The following is an 18,640-nucleotide window of genomic DNA, read 5'->3' on the forward strand; positions in this document are numbered from 1 at the left end:
CGTAGGTGATCACAATGGCGGGCATGAGAGGAACGCGCTGGACCGGGCTGACGGGATTGCTGGTGCTGGCTGTGGTCACCGGCTGCACCGGAGCGGAACCGACCGAGCTGCCGGTCCGGGTGGCATCGGTGCCGACCGAGGTGCGCGGGCTCGGCCCGGCGGTGCTGGCGGTGCCCGTCGCGGACGATCGGCGCACCGACCTGGTCGGCCTGCTCACCGTGGAACAGTTCGGCGACGACCTGGCCGACCGGCAACCCGACCGGCGGCACGCCGAGGTCGCCTTCGGTGATCCCCGCTACCCGACCATCGCCAGAGGGCTGGGGGACGACCGCCGGGACGCGTTGCTCGTCGGCGGTCGGCTGCGCGAGACCAACCTGCCCGACCACGTGTACGCCCGGCGGGCGACAGGCGTCACCGACGCGCTGTCGGTAACCGCATCGCGATGTCTCGCGGTGACCGGTGACGGCACGACCACCCGGCCCGCCGTCGAGGCCACCTGCACGATCGCCCGTGGCGGTGTGGTGTGGCAGGACCGGGCGGGGGAGCGTTACGGCGCGATCGACCTGAAGTCCGGGGCGGCGAGTCCGGCCATCGCGATGCCGTCACATCCCATCGCCGCCTCGGCGGACGGCCGCTACCTGGCCGCGCTGACCACCGAGCGCCCCCCACGGCTCGTCATCGCCGACACCAAGACCGGCCGGTCACAGCCCACGGTGACGGTCAGTGGACGGGACGTACCCGGCGTCTTCACCAGCGGCGGGTTCGCCGTGCTGCACCGTTCCGACAAGTACCGGACGATCAGCCTGGTCACCCCGGACAAGAAGGCGCGTAGCCTGCTCACCCCGGTCGGCGAGGTGGCCTTCGCCCCCGACGGGCGGCGCGCGCTCGTGGTGGACACCCGGTCCGGCACCGGACGGATCGCCGTGCTCGACCTGGCCTCCGGCACGGTCACCCCGGTGGTCGACGGCACACCGGACCGATCCGGCACCCAACTGCCGCCGGTCACCGGCTCGGTCACCGCTACGGTCTCCGGCGACACCGCCCTGGTCGTGGAGTTGGCGGCCGCGCCCGACGTCGGCCATCGGGCCCCCCGCCCCAGCCGCACCTGGTCGGTGCGGCTGTCCACCGCGACCGCGACCGTCCATCCGGACACCCCCGCAGCGTCGTCGGTGACGGTGCGCGCCGACGACGCCGCGCCGACCAACGCCGCGTCGGTGGCGACAGCGTCGTTCCAACCGGACGGCACGATCCTCACCCTCAGCCCCGACGGTACGGTCACCAGCGCCCCACCGGGAGCCACCCCCCGAGCGACCCTCGGTGACGGCGCGGTCTGGCACGCCCTGACCGACGACAACGGCGACGAACGGGCGGCCCGACTGCTGGTGACCGACAGCTCCGGCAGCCGGACCGAGGTACCCACCGGCGCCGGACCCGACCAGCGGATCGACACGGTGATCCTCACCCCCGACACCGGCCACCTGCTGATCTCACTGCGCTCCACCAGGGCCGGACCGCGACCGGGCCCCCTCGACACCGTGGTGATCGTCCGCCGTGACGGCACCGGTGAACCGGTCACCGTCTACCAGGGAGCCGTCCTGGCCAGCCTCGGCATCACCCCGGGCTGAGCACGCGCACCCACCCACGCTGAGTACGCGTACCCACCGCTGGCGGGTGCCCGTACCCGATCGACGCGATTCCGGCGATCTTCATCGGTCTGAATCGTGGCGTCGGTTGATCATCACGCCTATCGTCAGGTCCGGCCAGGGCTCGACGAGGCAAGGAGCATCATGAGCATCGCAGCACCCCCGGCGAAGGTGGCCCCTGGTGGGTTGGGCAGTGGTGCCCGGATCGGCATCGGACTCGTCCTGCTGATTCCCGCGTTGCTCGCCCTCGTGTGGTCGTACCTGATACCCACCGCGCTGACCGTGTGGCGTTCGACGACCCGAGACAACCTGCGCGGCCCGGTGCAGAGCGTCGGTGCCGACAACTACCAGCGACTCCTCGAACGGGGAATCGTCGCGGACTTCGGCTGGACCCTGGTGCTGACGCTGGTCCCGCTGGCGCTGGCTCTGCTGGTGGCGCCGCTGCTGGCGCTGCTCGCCGACCGCACCGGGCGTTCGGCCAGGCGGGCCACCCGTGCGCTCCTTGCCGTGCCGGTCGCCGGGTACGCGCCGGTGGCGCTGCTCGTGGGTTGGCGTCTCGACCGGTTGGAGCCGGCCGAGATCGGCGCCCGTCCGTGGGCCACCCTCGCGGAGTTGACCGCAGTCGGTGCCGCCGGGCTGGTCATGGCGGTCGCCACCACGGCATTCCTCGCCACGATGCGTGGTCGGCGGCACCGCCGAGACGCGCTGCCAGCGGCGCTGACCGTCGCCGGCCTGCTGCTGTTCGGGATCCTCGCGGCGACGTTGCAGAGCTTCACCGCGCCGCTGCTGACCGTCCGGACCGAGGTTCCGCTCACCCACGTGGTGATGGCCTCCCTGATCAGGATGGACCTCGGTGGCGGTTCGGCCGCCGCGGTACTGCTGCTCATCCCGCTGGCCCTGCTGGGGCTGGCCGCGACGGCGCTGCTGCTGGCCAGTCGCATCCGGATCGAAACCGTCGACCGCGCCGCCGACCGCGAGAACGACAACCACACCACCACCGATTCGAGCGCGGCGGCGGAGGGCGGCCGCCGAAAGAGCGGGATCGGGCTGGTCGTAGCGGGCGTGTTCCTCGTCGGTGTCATGCTGTGGGCGGCGTGGCCGTGGTTGCGCCGCAGCCTGCGGTACACCAACGACGTCGCGCCGATGCCGTCTCCCGACCTGGCCGAGATGCTGACGTTGACGTGGCTGCCGACGCTGGTGTCGGCGCTGGTCACGATCACCATCGCGGCAATCGGCGGGTTCGCCATCGGGGGGTTGCGCCCGCTCGGCCGCTTCAGCGAGTTGCTCCTCCTGCCGTTCGCGCCGTGGCTGTTCGTCGGCACCGGACCACTGGCCATCGAGGCGTACCTGCGGACCCGCGACGCCGGACAGATCGGCACGTTCCTCGGCGCGATGCCGCCCGGCTGGGTGAGTATCCCGGCGTTGTTCCTGTTCACCGTGCTGTTCCGTGGGCTGGAGCCCCGCTGGCGGGCGGGCGGGAGCTTCGGCCGCAGCATGGTCGCCCCGGCCGCGCCGATGGTCGTGCTGGTCGGTGTGGTCACCTGGCTGGTCAGCGCCGGACAGGTGCTCTGGCGGTGGCTCGCGGCGCAGCCACCCCGCCGACCGGCACCGCTGAGCGTCATCACGGACATCAACACCATGCGGATCCCGGCGGACGAACTGGCCCTGGGCGCGGTCCTGCCGCTTCCGCTCCTCCTGCTGTTCCTGGCCATACTCGTCTGGTTGCAGGTGTCCTACCTGGACCGACTGGCGGTCCGGGTCAGCCGCTGACCGCCGCCCGACCGGCACGCCCGGCGCAGGCGGGGCCCCGCGCGCAGCGGGTCAGGTCGCTACGACGCGGGGCTCTGCGGACCTGCCAGCCGGGCGAGCAGCGCCCGAGGTGCCACCGCCCGGTAGCCGTCCTCGATGACCTCGGCCAGCTCGGCCGCACCGATGCCGGTGTCGAGGCGTACCCCGACCCAGCCGCGATGGCCCACATAGGGCGGGCGGAAGTAGGTCCGCGGATCCTCCGCGATCAACTCCGCCGCCGAGCCCGGCGGCGCGGCACACCACAGGTGCGGAAAATCGTCCTGGTGGTGGCCGTCGGGCCAGACGGTGGCGAACGACTTCTTGCCCCGGACGAACCAGGTCGGGGTGCCGTGGCTCAGCCGTTCGCTGACCTCGGGAAGACGCAGGCAGGCCCGCCGGACGATCGCCTCCATGTCGCTCATCGCCCCACGCTACGACGGGGGTCCGACAAGACGCGGCACGTCGTATTCCGAGTGCGAACGGATCACCTGACGTCCCTGTCGCCGGTACGTGAAGGAGTAACAGCCAAAGGGGTGACCGTCAGATATCTGACTGCGGTGTGGCGAGCCCGAGGATCGACCGGCCGGACCGGCTCACGTCCTGCGCTTTTCTGTCCCCGTCAGGGTGACTGGCCAGGAGAAACGAGCGGATCGGCTGTTGGCCCACGGGTTGCCGTTCGTTGTACGGTCATGCGTCCCCGACCCGGCGCGCGGCTGGAACCGACGGGAGGCGATGGTCGTACGGGGGCGTCGTGAGGAGGACTGGTGGCACTGGGCAACATTGGCGGCTATCGACTGGTGAAGCCGCTCGGGTCCGGTGGCATGGGCGACGTGTGGTTCGCGGTGTCGCCGACGGCGGAGCGGGTCGCCATCAAAGTCATCAAGAAGCAGTTGCTGGACGCGCCGACCATGCAGGAGCGGTTCGCCGCCGAGGTGGAGAGCCTGAAGCTGGTCTACGGCTCCCGAGTGGCGCGGCTGGAGAACGCCGACCCCTTCGGTGATCCGCCCTGGTTGGCGGTCGAGTACGTCCCCGGTGCCACGCTGCGTCAGCACGTCGACGCCCAGGGGCCACTGCCGACGCCACACGGTGCCATGGTCGGCGCGATGCTGGCCGAGGGCCTGGCCACGGTGCATCAGGCCGGCATCCTGCACCGCGACCTGAAGCCGCACAACATCATCCTCGGACCGGACGGTCCGAAACTCATCGACTTCGGCCTCGCCGTCCTCGTCGATCGCAACGACTACCTCACCGAACCGGGCGCGATGGTCGGCACCCCCGCCTACATGTCGCCCGAGCAGGTACGCGGTGAACGGGACCTCACCACCGCCGTCGACGTCTACGGCCTCGCCGCGACGCTGGTCTTCGCGCTGACCGGGCACACCCTCTACCCGCAGAGCAACTCCTGGAACCTGCTGCTGCGCATCACCGAGCCGAGCGACCTGCCCGACCTCAGTGGTGTGCCCGGCGAACTGGCCCCGCTGCTGGGTGCGATGCTCGCCCACGACCCGACCGCCCGGCCCAGCCTCGACACCGTACGCAGTCGGCTGCTTGCCGTCGCCACCACAGCCGGCGGCACGAACGTGGTGGACCTGCGCCGGCAGGTGGCGGCACTGACCTACGTGGGCGAGACCGAACTGCTGGTGCCCCCTGACCTGGACGATCCCCAGCAGGATCCGGAGGGCGTGACGACAGTCGAGCCGACTGTCGAGGAATCCCGACCGGCCACCACCCTCGTGGAGCCCGGCCCGACCGGACAGGCCGATGTGCAGTGGCTTGTCGACAGGCTGCGCCGCCGGTACGCCCGCCGCGCCACCCTCTAGGAAGGCCGTAACGATGACCACCACCCAGGACGCCTTCGCCCCGGGCTCCCGCATCGTCGTCCGGGACGAGGAATGGCTGGTACGCAGCGTCAAGACCGGCACTGCCGACGGCGCCATGATCAAGGCGGTCGGTGTCTCCGAGTTCGTGCAGGACGTCGAGGCGACCTTCTTCGACGGCCTCGACGACATCCAGGCGATGCGTCCGGAAGACACCGTGCTGGTACGGGACACCTCCTCGCGGTTCCGGCAGAGTCGGCTGTTCCTGGAGGCGGTGTTCCGGCGTACGCCGTTGCCCCGCACCGAACGCGGTCTGGCCCTGGCCGATCGGTTCCTGCTCGACCCGCTGACCTACCAGCAGCGCCCGGTCGAGCTGGCCCTGTCCGGTCTCCGTCCCCGCATCCTGCTCGCCGACGTGGTCGGGCTCGGCAAGACCCTGGAGATCGGGCTGATCCTCGCCGAACTGATCCGCCGGGGCCGGGGCGACCGCATCCTGGTGGTGTCGCCGCAGCAGGTGCTCGAACAGTTCCAGCGGGAACTCTGGACCCGCTTCGCCATCCCCCTGGTTCGGCTGGACTCGACCGGCATCCAGCGCATCCAGCAGGAGATACCCGCCGGGCGGAATCCGTTCACCTACTTCAAGCGGGCCATCATCTCGGTCGACACCCTCAAGGACGCCGGTCAGTTCGGGCACCACCTCGACGCCAGCACCTGGGACGCGGTCGTCATCGACGAGTCACACAGCCTGATCAACAAGGGCACCCAGCGCAACGAGCTGGCCCGCCGGCTCGCCGCGAAGACCGACGCGCTGCTGCTGGCCAGCGCCACCCCGCACAACGGCGACAAGGAGTCCTTCGCCCAGCTGATCTCCCTGCTCGACCCGGCCGCGATCGCCAACCCGAGGGACTACCGGGCCGAGGACATCGCCCACCTCTACCTGCGGCGCACGAAGATCAGCCCGGAGGTACGCGACCAGATGGGCGACCGTTGGGCCGACCGTGGCCCCTCCCAGGCGGTGCACTGCCCGGCGACCCACGCCGAGGAGCAGATCTTCGACGAGTTGACCGACGTGTGGCTGGCCGGCAAGTGGAGCGACGAGGCGATCACCGGCCAGCACCGACTCTTCCCGTACACCCTGTTGAAGTCGTTCCTGTCGTCGCACCGGGCGCTGCACGAGACGGTGACCAACCGACGCAAGAAGGCGACCGGCACCGAACGGACGGCGCTGGATCGACTCGCGGAGCTGACCTCGGCGATGACCGACCGCGACTCCAGCAAACTCACCCACCTCGTCGACGAGTTGAAGCGGATCGGTGTCGGCAAGGGCAGCGACACCCGCGTGGTGGTCTTCTCCGAGCGGGTGCCCACCATCAAGTGGCTGGCCGAGACCGTCCCCGCACTGCTCGGCCTCAAGCCCAATGCCGTGCGGGTGCTGCACGGCGGAGTCGCCGACACCGACGAGCAACGCATCCTGCAAGAGTTCGAACTGGCCGGCAGCGAGGTGCGGCTGCTGTTCACCGGCGACGTCGCATCCGAGGGCGTCAACCTGCACCAGCAGTGCCACCACCTGATCCACTACGACATCCCGTGGAGCCTGATCCGCATCGAGCAGCGCAACGGCCGCATCGACCGGTACGGGCAGCGCCACCGGCCGCAGTTCCGGGCACTGATCCTCACCTCCAGCCGGGAGGACGCCAAGGACGACCGGACGGTCTCCGAGAAGCTGCTCCACCGGGAGGAGAACGCTCACCGCAGCCTCGGCAGCGTCGAGGCCGCCACCGGCCTCTACGACGCGAAGGCCGAGGAGGACCGGCTGGTCCGCGACCTGCTCAACGGCCGCACCGTGGACGAGTCGTACGAGGCCGCGCACGCCGAGGTCGACGTGATGGCCGACCTGTTCGGCGAGGTCGGCACCGCACCGGTCAACGCCGACGTGCTCCGCGCCCGGGTGCCGAAGCTGTTCGACTCCACCCGCGACTTCGTCGACGCCGCGCTCAGCGAGATCTACGACGATCGGCCGGAGGACCGCATCGACCTGCGCCGGGAGGAGGAACTGCTGACCTTCCTCGCCCCCGACGACCTGGTGCACCGGCTCACCGACCTGCCCCGTTCCTACCTGCGCGCCCACCGGGAAGGCGAGGACCTGCGACTGAAGGTCACCTTCGATCGGCGGCTCGCCCAGCGCAAGCTCGACGAGGCCCGGCAGAGCCGCACCCCGATGTGGCCGGAGATCGCCTTCCTCAGCGACGTGCACCCGATGGTGGACTGGCTGGTCGACAAGGTGCTCATCCGGCTTGGCCGCCAGCAGGCACCGGTGCTCACCGCCGACGTCGACGCGCCGGTCTTCCTGGTGCAGGGCGTCTACGCCAACCGTCTCGGCCAGCCCACCGTCGTGCAGTGGATGGCCGTCTCCGGCCTGCCCGGCGAGCCGGTCATCGCGCCGATGGACGATGTGTTGCGCGCGGCCGGTGTCGGCCCGCACATGGTCAACCGCGCGGAGTCCGTCGCCGTCGAGCCACTCACGCACCTCCTGCCGCAGGCCGTCGAGGTGGCCCGGCGGCACCTGGAGAGCAAGCGCGCCGAGTGGGACGCGGCCAACGCCGAGCCGCTGAAGCGCTACCGCGACCAGTTGACGCACTTCGCGCAGGCCAGCCTCCTCGACGAGCTGCCTGCCGTACACCGGGAGAAGCGCCGCCAGCGGGTCACCGCGACCGTCGCCGAGCAGCATGACCTGCTCGACCGCCTGGAAACCGCCGGTGATCCGCTGCTGCGCGTCCTCGCCGTCCTCGTCCCGTCTCCGGAGCGTGCCGCATGAGTTTCGAGTCGCTGACCAACCGAGGCGAGTACCTGTCCGCGCACTACCTGGCCGAGATCCTGCCCACCACCGTCAAGGGTGGCCTGGCCAAGCAGTGGGCGGAGCGGGAAAAGGCCGGTGAGCAGACGCCGCGCACCGGCTTGCGGGGCATGCGCCGCCCCTACTTCGACGCGAAGGCCGAGCTGGCCGACGACGAGTTCTTCGACCCGGAGCGGCTGCGCAAGCTGCACCAGGAGCTGTTGACGGCGTTCGGGTTCGAGCCGCAGCCGCAGACCATCATCGTCGAGCGCGCCGGCCACGACCACGAGATCCGCGTCGCCCACGCCGAGATGGGCGCGGCGCACGGCATCGTCGCACTGGACTGCGGTTGGGCTGTCGACGCCGAAGCCGCCCAGGACCAGGACGGCGCGGGTCGGCTGCTCGATGAGGTCCCCCTGCCCGGCAACGAGACCATCACCACCGGCGCGAAGCTCGCATCCTGGCTCTTCGCAGCCGAACAACCGCCCCGGTATGTGCTGATCCTCAGCGGCGGCGTGATCACGCTCGCCGACCGGGCGGCCTGGGGTGAGGGCCGCTACCTGGCCGTCAGCCTGGACACCCTCTACGCCCGCAACGACGACAAGGAGTACGACGTCGTCGCCGCCCTGTTCGGTGCGGACTCGCTGCGCCCACCCGCCGAGGGCGGCACCGAACCCCTCGCCGACCTGGTCGCCGGCTCCCGTCAGCACGCCGTCGGCGTCTCCGGCGAGCTGCGCGAAGGGCTGAAGGTATCCGTCGAACTCATCGCCAACGAGATTCTCGACCGCATCCGCCAGGCCGGCTACCAGCCGCAGGACGTGATGACGCTAGACGAACTGGCCAAGGACCTGGGCCGGGAAGCGCTGCGCTACCTCTACCGGATCCTCTTCCTGCTCTACGCCGAGGCGCGCCCCGAGCTGGGGGTGCTGCCGGTCAACGACCCGCAGTACGTCGAGGGCTACAGCCTGGCCCGCCTCGGAGATCTGGTCAGCCGTCGGCTCGCCCCCTCCGCTGAGGACGGCTTCCACCTGTACGAGTCGCTGGACCTGCTGTTCCGCATGGTCAACGACGGCCACCGCCCGCGTGATGGCGCCGAGGTCGACGAGCACGCCAGCGAGGGCGAGGGCCTGCGCTTCGAACCCATGAAGTCGGACCTTTTCCTGCCGGAGAAGACCAAGCTCATCGGCCGCCTCATCCCCGTGCCGGACAGCGACGACGAGGACGACGCGGACGCGCCGACCATCGACACCCGGCTGCGCAACAAGGTCCTCTACCAGGTGCTGCGCCGGCTGATGCTCACCAAGGGCGGTCGCAAGCGCCGCGGCGGCTTCATCTCGTACGCCCAACTCGGCATCAACCAGCTCGGTGCGGTCTACGAGGGCCTGATGTCGTACACCGGGTTCGTCGCCACCGAGCAGCTCTACGAGGTCGCCAAGAACGGCGACCCGAAGGACGGCTCGTGGATGATCCCCGCCTCCAAAGCCGACGAGTACGACGACAACGTCTTCGTCTACAAGGAGGACCCGTACACGGGGGTGCGCAGCCGGGTCAGCTACGCCCCCGGGGCGTTCGTCTACCGGCTCGCCGGTCGGGACCGGCAGACCAGCGCCTCCTACTACACCCCGCAGTCGCTGACCGAGGTCACCGTCCAACTCGCCCTGAAGTACCGCCTCGACCAGGACGACACGGTGACGCCCGCCCGGGAGCTGCTCGACTGGACGATCTGCGAACCGGCGCTGGGCTCCGGCGCGTTCCTCAACGAGGCCATCAACCAGGTCGCCGCCGAATACCTGCGCCGCCGCCAGAAGGAACTCGACACCACCCTCGACCCGGAGCAGTATCACCTGGAACTCCAGCGGGTGAAGGCGTACGTCGCGCTGCACAACTGCTACGGCGTCGACCTGAACCGCACCGCCGTCGAGCTGGCCGAGGTATCCCTCTGGCTCAACGTCATGCACGCCGGTCTGCAAGCCCCCTGGTTCGGCCTGCACCTGCGACGCGGCAACTCGCTCATCGGCTGCGGACGCAAGACGTACGAGCCGAAGCAGCTCGCCGACAAGTCGTGGCTGACCACCGCCCCGGCCGAGAAACCGTTCCGCGACGGGCCGATCGACGAGGGCAGCATCCACCACTTCCTGCTCCCCGCCGACGGCTGGGGCGCGGTCGCGGGGGAGAAGGAGGCCCGCGAACTCGCCCCGGCCGAGACCGCCCGGTTGAAAGCCTGGCGTACGGCGATGAAGCGCACCCCGTCCGCCAAGGGCAAGAACTCCCAGGTGAAGCGCTTGCAGGCGCTGGCCGGTCGGGTCGAGTTCCTGTGGGGGCTGGTGCAGCAGCGCCTCGCCATCTCCGAACGGGAGATCCGCCGCGACATCAAGGTGTGGGGCGCCGACGACCTGCCGCCGGTCACCGAAGCGGTGGCCCGGGACAAGATCCTCGCCGACCTGACCGCACCCGGCACCCCGTACTGGCGGCTCAAGACCCTGATGGACGTCTGGTGCGCCCTCTGGTTCTGGCCGCTGGACAAGGTCGGCCTGCTCGACGGCTCCGACCCCGCCTACCCGGCCGCGCCCGTCCAGGTAGCCCACGTCAAGGACGAGCCGGCGTACGAGGCACCGGTGGTCTACGAGGTCGCAGACCTGCTCGGCAACGTGCAGCCGCAGCAGGTAAAGCTCCCGGCAAAGGCGACCGGCACCCGGCGGACCACCGTCGCCGAACAGCTCCGCAAGCAGGTCCCACTGACCAACCTGGACGACTGGCTGACCTTCGCGGAGGCGCTGATCGGCCGCACCGACCCCGACGAGAACACCGAACGCTTCTACGGCCGCAGGCTCGACAGCCTGGCCGAGATGAGCGACTTCGAGCAGAAGCTCGACGGTGTCATCGGCGTTGACTCGCCCTGGATGCTGACCGACCGCTTCCCGTGGCTGCTGACGGGAGAGCGGATCGCGGAGCAGCAGGGATTCTTCCACTGGGAGCTGACGTTCGCGCAGGCGTTCGCCAACGGCGGCTTCGACCTCCAGGTCGGCAACCCACCGTGGGTCCGGCCACGGTGGGATGAGGCAGCCACTCTCGCCGAGCACCTTCCATGGTTTCGGCTGACTGAGAAGGCTTCAGTTGATGCGTGGCACAGCCGAAAAGCAGGACTGTTAGGCCTGTCTCGCCCTCGGGTCGCCTTTCGGGAAGAACTGACAGCTAACGCTGGCACCGTGGCGTTCCTCGGAAGTCGCGCCTCGTATCCCCTGCTAGCGGGCACTCAGCCCAATCTTTACCGAGCGATGGTGTGTCGTGTATGGAGCAGCATCGGTGTACAGGGTACTGCTGGCCTTGTGCATCCAGATACCCATTTCTCTGGAACCAAAGAGGGGGCACTGCGTGAGGCCGCCTATCGCCACCTCCGTGTACACGCCGGCTTTGTGAACTCTGCCAACTGGGCGTTCGCGGACGCGACCAGGAGTACCGAATTTGGAGTGCATATCTATGGACCTCGTGGCGCCATTGGGTTTCTTCATCTAAGTCGACTTTATGCTGCGTCGGTCCTTACGTCTTCCTTGGATCACCCCGGTGGTGGCGAAGTGCCGGGACAGCGTTACCAAGGATCGTGGGATAACCGGCCGCACCGGTCGCGAGTGATCTATGTTGACGAGGGTGTGCTTGGCATCTGGCAGCGACTAATGGACGACGAGCGTGGAGGGCCTGCGACACGTGCGCCCCTGCTGCAGCCCGTTACCGTTGAAGAGGAGCGCGCCATTGCTGCCCTGTCAAATGTCAGACGTCGGCTCGCGAGCGAGGCAACGTACATCAGCCGAGGTTACGACGAGGCCAATGGAAAAAAGGAAGGGTTGATCCGATGGGATCAAGAGGTGCCTTCCGATCTTCGCGGCTTAGTGATTCAGGGACCGCATCTCGGGATTGCGGCACCTCTGGTAAAGCAGCCACGCGTGCCTTGTCGTGCCAGGAGCGACTGGGATCCAGTTGACCTAACTAGCCTTTCTCCTGGATTCATTCCAAGAACGAACTATAGCCTTTCTGGCGCTGAATTCAGGAATCGGACTAGACAGGATTTTTGGGGTGAACGGCGCTGCACAGATTATTACCGGCTGGCGTGGCGAGAGATGATTGCGTTCGACATCGAGCGCTCACTATTCGCGGCGATTGTCCCTCCGGGCCCCTCCCATGTGCATGCAGTTCGCACGATGGCGTTAAGCAGTAACCGGAAGACAGCGATCATGGCTGGATTTATGGCCGCGCTTCCCCTCGACTACCAGCTTCGAATCACTGGCCGTGGGCATCTCGATGTAGGGACTGCGGCAACTTTTCCCAGTCTCGAAGATCAACACCCATTGGCAACAAGTCTGTTACTCCGTACGCTACGGCTGAACTGCGTAACTGACGCATACTCACAGCTGTGGTCTGAGTTGTACGAGGAAGGGTGGGCCACCGAAGGTTGGTCGGCGCAATGGGAAGGGCTTGAACCCCTAGGAGGGGTCGGGCCCGAGTGGAGAATGGATACGCCCTTGCGGACTGAACGGGCGCGACGAGCGGCGTTAGTCGAGATCGACGCTTTAGTTTCCGTGTGGCTGCGTATCGAGGTAGAGGAACTGCTCGCAGTGCTGCGCTCTCGTTATCCCATCTTGACTGAACGGGAACACGAGATGTGGTTTGACCGTGCTGGTCGAAAGATCGCGGCAGATCCGTATACTTTCGGGTATGGCCAATCAAAGGAACATTACGAGCAACTGATGGCGCACCTCGATGATCTGGAGCGGAATCCGGTTCCAGAGGGGTACAGCGCGCCGTTCTACAAGGCTGATCGGGAAAACGAGTATCGCCAAGCGCACGCTGTCTTCAGTAAGCGGCTTCAAAATGCGGTCGACGCCGGCTGGCACCCCCAGTAGTCCGACCTCTCGGCCGGTTCCAGCGCTTTGCTTGGTCAGCCATCCAGCGCTTCCAACGTAGAGCGAATCGCACCTGCGACCGGTTCGATACCGTTACGACTCAACGTGACTGGGCCAAACTCCACAAAAACCTGGTAGGCGCCGCGGTTTCCCTTCCGCAGATTGGCGAAGGGCTTGTGGTGGCGCAACTTGTTATTTACCCGCTCATTGAGTACTCTGCGCATCTGTTCATTACTGACATTTTCGAGTCCGATTCTCCCTTGCGGGGTGAACTCGATCACGAGAGCAGGCGTTGTTTCCTTGCGCCAGAGCTTTGTGTGCCATGCCAAATGGACAATCCAGTTACCGCTGTGGCTTATAAAGCTGGGATCACCAGGTTCGCGTGGGTCTCTAGTAAGCTGGTATATAAGCTCCGACAAGAATGAGTCCTCGCTAAGGCGTATATCAGTATCGGTATTCTCCAGCTCCGCTTGAATCCGCCGCAATCGATTCAATACCTCTTCAAAACTTTGGATTCGGTCGCCGGGGTGCCACTCAGTGGAGTCCTTGTACAGCCCTCCGATCTGTCGGACGAACTCGTTAGAACCGATGCCCTTGACTTCCCGTTGAAGAGTCTCCAAGTTGCGGGAGAGATCTACCGGGTCGGGGTCTTTTCCGGTGAAACAAAAGTATAGAAGCTGGCCGAACGAGAAGACGTCGAGTGCGGGCGTCTTGGCACCCGACGCTTTCGCATTGAACGCGCTGTACTGCTCGGGTGCCGCGTAAGCAATGACTCCGATAGCATGTTGCGTCGCCGTTTGTGTGCGCGTACTGAACCAGGCGAGGTCGAAGTCGGTGAGGAACGGAACTTGCCGGGCTTCCGGGCTTAGACGGCACACGATATTTTCAGGCTTAATATCCCGGTGGATCACATCATGGTCGTGCGCATGCTTCACTGCCTCGGCTATATCGATGAGAAGTACCAGGACAGCAGGGCCATCAAGGCTGAATTTCGGTTCAAGATCGCGGAGATTTGCGCCCTCAATGTAGTCCATCGTGAACCCGACGGGACAACTGCTGAACCGATGTACTTTGACGATATTCGGATGACTCAGCAAGGTCATCGCCTGGTAACCATTGGTAAAACGTTTTACCTTCGTCGCGTCCTGCATCTCCTGTGTATGGTAAATTTTATATGCGATTGAGGTGCCGGAATCCCTGTCATCGACTTGCCAGACAGTTCCAAACCCGCCGGTGCCAATCTGCCGACTGAGGACGCCTTCTTTAATCCGCATGTCGGTCTCGACCAAACCCAACTCGGTGCGGTACCGGTTCAGGGTTTCGCGGCTTTGGCGGAACCCGGGGAGAGAGAGCATGCCAGTTAGTGCAGCACGCTTTTCAAACCACTGGTAGATAAGTTCTAGCCTCCGACATGCCAGTTCGTATCCACTGTTCCGCCATTCGGCTGAACCGTATTGCATCTTGAACTGAAGAAAAGCGTCGAGCATCTGCTGACCCTCCTGCTCTAGTTGCCGCAGGGTCGCCTCGGGTACAGGAGGTGCCAGGCACGGAGTCATTCCAGCGGCCAGAACTAGGCGGCCAGGGACATGGGCACGGAACACGGGCTTCTGACGCTCGCGATCGCTTACGAGCTGACTCATGTTACGAGAGATTACCTCGTAAATACTGTTGATTGTCACGAAGCCCTCGTGATCGGCAGCCTCTCCGTAGAGTGCCTGGAGTAGGTGATAGGTGAAGACGCCATGGCCGTGATTCTTTTGCTCCCACGCCACTTGACTGCTCAGTGACGCGGCTAGGACGGCAATAGCACGTTCGTTTGCGAAGTTGACACGAAGGTCGTCATTGCTAATGGGTCGAGTGCCACTCTGTGTCTCGTCGAGTGTGACACCGACACCAGAGTGGCAACAATCTAGGAGGACTAAGGTATCATGGCGAGCCTCCTGGTCTCCCGCCAACACCGTTATCAGCTTCTGTATTTCGATGCCTTCGTCGTACATTGCATTGTCGGCTGTGACTAAATATGTACCAAGATCCGTCGCAACACCGTGTCCGGAGAAGTAGAATAGGACTAGTTCCGATCGGCTGGATCGGGCCTCTGCTGCCCATCTCATAATTGCGGGCCGAGTGGCGTATTCCTCAGTTAGGGTGGTGACCTCGAAGCCATACTCTTCCTCGGCCAACAGGCCTGAGATTTGCGTCGCGTCATTAACGCAACACTCAAGCGGAGCATGTCGCCCAGAGTAGCCATCTATTCCAACGACTAAAGCTTTTCGCGCGCCCACGGCTCTCCCGTCAAATCGCGTTTCCATCCTCGCCCGGACGCAGGATGGGAAGTGGCCTGCGCGCGCGATCTTTTTGCTTTCAAGATTGTCGAGAAGCCCTCAGTCTTCCGTAGTGCTGCAACGACAATCAACGATATAGAAGTCCTGACAACTAGGTACCCGCCCATTGGTGGTGGGGGCCCGAAAATGGACCCCCTAGCCGTCCAGGCAGCCCCAGCACGATGCCGATCACATGAAGGAGTATCGACTTTCCGTTCAACACGTTGCTCGCTTTAGTTCGGGTCGGTAGTACTATCGGCTGCCCCTCAAGGCCTGATCATGGCTGACCGGATGAAGCTGCTCCAGGCGGTGAGGGAGAAGGTGAGGGCGGGACCGGCCGGGTCCTTGCTGTCGCGTACGGCAACGAGGCCGGGGAGGTTGTCGGCGACCTCGACGCATGCGCCGCCGTTGTCGCCGCTGTGGATGCTCTTGCGCCACTGGGCGTCGGTCAGGTTAGCCATGGTGAACCTCTCCGATGATCTTGTTGATCAGATGCCTCGATTGTTGCTCATCGAGGGCCAGCAGATCGAGGCTTGCCCACACTTTCTCGTAGGCCGCGATCTCATCCGGGCGGTCCAGGTAGAGCGCGCCGGTGAGTGATTCGCTGTAGATGACGGACGGCTCTGGCGTGGTCCGGTTGGTCAGGGGGAAGTCGAGCATCATGAAGGTCCCGGCAAGGGCGCCGTAGTGCGCCCCTGCGGACAGAGGCAGGATGCGGATGGAGACGTTCGGCAGTTCGGTGAGGTCGAGCAGGTGGCGTAGTTGATCGGACATCACCGTCCGATCGCCAACTTGCTTGATCAGCAGCGACTCGGCGAGCACGGAGCTGAGCATGGGTGCCTTCGGCAGCCGCCGTCGCAGGAGCCCCTGCCGCTGAAGCCGGACGCCGATGAACTGCTCCAGGTCGTCGTCGCTCATGTCGGTGCGGTTCTGGAAGACGCCTCTGGCGTATGCCTCCGTTTGAAGCAAACCGGGGATCAGGGACTCGTCGAACCCACGCAGGCGGGAGGCGGCGGATTCGAGGCCTACGTACAGCTCGAACCAGTCGGGGATGGCGTCGCCGTAGGAGTGCCACCAGCCCTTGGCTTTGGTTTCGTTGGCGAGGGCGACGAGGGCGGTGGTCAGCTCGGGGGTGGCGGCGTACAGCTCGCACATGGCCTTGACGTCGACGGCGCGGGTGGGGCCGAGGCCGGTCTCGATGCGCCACATCTTCTGACGGCTGCACTGCATGGCCTCGGCCGCGCCGTCGAGGGTCATGCGGGCTTCGGTGCGCAGGTCGCGTAGTGCCCGCCCGAGCTGTCGCCTGGGGACTGTCGAGCCCATGTCGTCGGCCATCGGCCACCCCTCTCGTGTTGCGTTTTGTTACATCCGGACGCCATCGGTGAAACGCGGAACGGTCACCTCGGAAGACGATTCTTCCGGGCTTCGTTTTCGCAGGTGATTATGCGTCTGACCTTACAAGACGCCTCCGACAGGAGCCATAACCGTGCAATTCCTGTCAGCGCAATTGGCGTACCGTTTGGGGTGATCTGAAGCTGGCATGAGGTGCGGTGCTCGTGGCGGAGTCGTAGCTGTCGCCTTCGAATCGCCCGCCCTGCCTACGCGGCCTTGCCTTCCTCCACGGCCTGCTGGAGATCCTGCTCTGTCAGCAACGGGTGGTCGGGGTCGGCAGTGTCTCCGTCGCCCGGCGTGAAGTGAAGCTTATCCATGTACGGCGTGGGCTTCTTGCGCCGGTAGTCCAGGAACTCCTTGGCGTAGTACTGTCGCGCTTCTTCAGCCGTCCGCTGGCCGGTGACGATGTCGTGCATCAGGTTGAGCGCCAGCAGGTTCGCCTGCTCGTCATGACAGCGGGCGGAGACCGTGCCGGCGGTGCGATCGACGATCACACTGCCGTCGAACTCGGCGAGCTGGCTGACCACGTCCGCCGGCACCCGGTAGTCGATGAAGGACTCGACCGAATCGGTGTGCGACGTGGGGAATTCGTGGGCGTAGAAGTCGCGGGAGGCGACCATCCGCTTCCAGGGGCCGACGTTGTGCCACACGAGCAGCGACTCGGTCGCCTCGTGTGGCTCGCCGTACGCGTCGATGACCAGCTGAGCTGCCTCACGGGATTCTTCCGGCCAACCGTTGACAATCTCTGTACCGCGTGCGCCACCCATCAGATCATCCTTCGCTCGACGTCGATAGAACCTCATTCGTTTTGCAGAGCCCTTCCCGCACGCTACGTGGGTAAACCTGCTCTGAGTGACCGACCGGTGATGCGACCGCGAAACAGCGCGCCTTCTGCCGAAGCATCCCTCCGGGCGCCGACCTCGGGGGCCTGCTGGAAAGACTCGCCTTGTGGCCGGGCTACGCGTGGTTGCTCGTCCTCGGTCTGGCGATACTGCGTGACCTGAAGGCCAGCCCGCGCAGGTGATGTCCGTGCCGCGCCGACATCAACGGTCGCAGCCGATGCCGTCTCCGTCCCGGTCAAGGTCGTAGATGTCGGAGCCGATCACCCGTACGGGGCCGCTGACGTAGGCGGGGCCGTTGCCGCTGCCACCGGCGCAGTCGACGTCGCTGGCGATGGGTACGCAGGCGCCGGCGTAGTTCGGGTCACATTGCCGAGCCTGCTTGGTGCCGACCCGGACGACCCGCGTCACCGGCTGCGTGGTGATCTCCGATGTGATCAGCTTCTTCTCCGTCTGGACGCCGTCGACCACCGTGACCTCGTACGTCAGGGTCCTGACACCCGGCACCCCACGGGTGCTGACCTTCTTGGTGCCCTTGGCCAGGGACGAGTCGTTGACCGTCCTCGTCTTGTACGGGACCTTCTTCGTCACGGTGATGGTGCGAGTCTGCGCCACCGGCGACGGCGACTGCGTCGGTGTCGCCGCCGTGGTCGGGGCTGCGGCCGTGGTCGGGGAGGAACCGCCGTCGACCAGGGCGGACGGCAGCGGCTCGGCGACGAGATCCTGCCGCCCCGGAGGTTCAGACGCAGGGCTATTGCGTTGTCGGGTAGCTGCTGGTCACGGCGGTGATCAGGTCGTGTGATCGGCGGTTGGCTTGGCGGGTGGCTCGGGCGATGTTGGTCGCGCCGGTGGTGTGGTGCCAGCCGATCGCGGTGTTACGTAGCGTTGCGAGGATGGCGGGTCCGTTGCCTGTCCGGGCTTGGTGGAGGTCTTCACGGAACGTCACGTCGCGTACGTGATGGATCTTGTTTTCGATGTGCCAGTGGCGGCGGATCCAGATCTGCAGGTCGACCGGCTGGGCTTGGTCGGCGGGTGGTGACACGGTCAGGTAGGCGGTCTCGCGGCTGGTCTTGCCAGCGACGATGCGGGTGCGGGTGATGCGTACGGCTTGT

General features: G+C 66.1%; 12 protein-coding genes. 5 read left to right on the plus strand and 7 right to left on the minus strand.

Annotated features, from left to right (window positions below; translation table 11 throughout):
• Positions 1–23 precede the first annotated feature (23 nt).
• A complete protein-coding gene (locus ACLQ2S_RS18845; RefSeq protein WP_425702195.1) occupies positions 24–1,625 on the plus strand; it encodes a TolB family protein in 1,602 nt (533 codons plus the stop codon).
• Between the two features lie 162 nt (positions 1,626–1,787).
• Positions 1,788–3,413 (plus strand): sugar ABC transporter permease, encoded by a 1,626-nt coding sequence (locus tag ACLQ2S_RS18850; protein ID WP_425702196.1) that lies wholly within the window; start codon positions 1,788–1,790, stop codon positions 3,411–3,413.
• 59 nt (positions 3,414–3,472) lie between these two features.
• Here ACLQ2S_RS18850 and ACLQ2S_RS18855 read toward each other — a convergent pair whose 3' ends face one another.
• The gene (locus tag ACLQ2S_RS18855; protein ID WP_155219664.1) at positions 3,473–3,853 is read right to left on the minus strand and encodes an MmcQ/YjbR family DNA-binding protein; all 381 of its coding nucleotides are present in this window, start codon (positions 3,851–3,853) and stop codon (positions 3,473–3,475) included.
• 342 nt (positions 3,854–4,195) lie between these two features.
• On the opposite strand from ACLQ2S_RS18855, the gene ACLQ2S_RS18860 reads away from it, so the two are divergent.
• Genes ACLQ2S_RS18860 through ACLQ2S_RS18870 form a run of 3 tightly spaced genes read left to right on the plus strand, consistent with a single transcriptional unit; the run spans position 4,196 to position 12,976 of the window.
• The gene (locus tag ACLQ2S_RS18860; protein ID WP_309223490.1) at positions 4,196–5,251 is read left to right on the plus strand and encodes a serine/threonine-protein kinase; all 1,056 of its coding nucleotides are present in this window, start codon (positions 4,196–4,198) and stop codon (positions 5,249–5,251) included.
• 13 nt (positions 5,252–5,264) lie between these two features.
• Complete coding sequence (locus ACLQ2S_RS18865; RefSeq protein ID WP_425702197.1) at positions 5,265–8,063, plus strand: helicase-related protein; 2,799 nt, start codon at positions 5,265–5,267, stop codon at positions 8,061–8,063.
• Positions 8,060–12,976 carry a class I SAM-dependent DNA methyltransferase gene (locus ACLQ2S_RS18870; protein WP_425702198.1) on the plus strand — a complete coding sequence of 1,639 codons (4,917 nt, stop codon included), beginning with the start codon at positions 8,060–8,062 and terminating at the stop codon, positions 12,974–12,976. The genes ACLQ2S_RS18865 and ACLQ2S_RS18870 overlap by 4 nt, the downstream gene beginning before the upstream one ends.
• Before the next feature lie 35 nt (positions 12,977–13,011).
• On the opposite strand, the gene ACLQ2S_RS18875 is transcribed toward ACLQ2S_RS18870, so the two are convergent.
• The 6 genes from ACLQ2S_RS18875 to ACLQ2S_RS18900 all read right to left on the minus strand — a co-directional run.
• Entirely contained in the window at positions 13,012–15,285 is a 2,274-nt protein-coding gene (locus tag ACLQ2S_RS18875; RefSeq protein WP_155219656.1) for a protein kinase domain-containing protein, read from the minus strand.
• A 278-nt stretch (positions 15,286–15,563) separates the two neighbouring features.
• Positions 15,564–15,758, minus strand: coding sequence for a DUF397 domain-containing protein (locus tag ACLQ2S_RS18880; RefSeq protein ID WP_155219653.1), 195 nt, complete (start codon positions 15,756–15,758; stop codon positions 15,564–15,566).
• Positions 15,751–16,632: a helix-turn-helix domain-containing protein gene (locus tag ACLQ2S_RS18885; protein ID WP_155219650.1), complete on the minus strand. Its 882-nt coding sequence runs from the start codon at positions 16,630–16,632 to the stop codon at positions 15,751–15,753. The genes ACLQ2S_RS18880 and ACLQ2S_RS18885 overlap by 8 nt, the downstream gene beginning before the upstream one ends.
• A 263-nt stretch (positions 16,633–16,895) precedes the next feature.
• Positions 16,896–17,456, minus strand: a complete 561-nt coding sequence (locus tag ACLQ2S_RS18890) for a hypothetical protein (RefSeq protein ID WP_425702199.1) — start codon at positions 17,454–17,456, stop codon at positions 16,896–16,898.
• A 276-nt stretch (positions 17,457–17,732) separates the two neighbouring features.
• On the minus strand, positions 17,733–18,143 hold the full coding sequence (locus ACLQ2S_RS18895) for a G5 domain-containing protein (RefSeq protein ID WP_425702200.1): 411 nt from the start codon (positions 18,141–18,143) through the stop codon (positions 17,733–17,735).
• Between the two features lie 136 nt (positions 18,144–18,279).
• Positions 18,280–18,640 (minus strand): transposase (locus ACLQ2S_RS18900; RefSeq protein WP_425702201.1); only part of this gene is annotated, 361 nt, incomplete at its 5' end.

This window comes from Micromonospora sp. DT48, from assembly GCF_049844495.1.
In the GTDB taxonomy this organism is placed as follows: Bacteria; Actinomycetota; Actinomycetes; order Mycobacteriales; family Micromonosporaceae; genus Micromonospora.

What these genes read in the sequence shown, in the direction of transcription:
- ACLQ2S_RS18845 (WP_425702195.1), top strand. Translation starts at nt 24, where the DNA reads ATGAGAGGAACGCGCTGGACCGGGCTGACGGGATTGCTGGTGCTGGCT.
- ACLQ2S_RS18850 (WP_425702196.1), top strand. Translation starts at nt 1,788, where the DNA reads ATGAGCATCGCAGCACCCCCGGCGAAGGTGGCCCCTGGTGGGTTGGGC.
- ACLQ2S_RS18855 (WP_155219664.1), bottom strand. Translation starts at nt 3,853, where the DNA reads ATGAGCGACATGGAGGCGATCGTCCGGCGGGCCTGCCTGCGTCTTCCC.
- ACLQ2S_RS18865 (WP_425702197.1), top strand. Translation starts at nt 5,265, where the DNA reads ATGACCACCACCCAGGACGCCTTCGCCCCGGGCTCCCGCATCGTCGTC.
- ACLQ2S_RS18870 (WP_425702198.1), top strand. Translation starts at nt 8,060, where the DNA reads ATGAGTTTCGAGTCGCTGACCAACCGAGGCGAGTACCTGTCCGCGCAC.
- ACLQ2S_RS18875 (WP_155219656.1), bottom strand. Translation starts at nt 15,285, where the DNA reads ATGGAAACGCGATTTGACGGGAGAGCCGTGGGCGCGCGAAAAGCTTTA.
- ACLQ2S_RS18880 (WP_155219653.1), bottom strand. Translation starts at nt 15,758, where the DNA reads ATGGCTAACCTGACCGACGCCCAGTGGCGCAAGAGCATCCACAGCGGC.
- ACLQ2S_RS18885 (WP_155219650.1), bottom strand. Translation starts at nt 16,632, where the DNA reads ATGGCCGACGACATGGGCTCGACAGTCCCCAGGCGACAGCTCGGGCGG.
- ACLQ2S_RS18890 (WP_425702199.1), bottom strand. Translation starts at nt 17,456, where the DNA reads ATGGGTGGCGCACGCGGTACAGAGATTGTCAACGGTTGGCCGGAAGAA.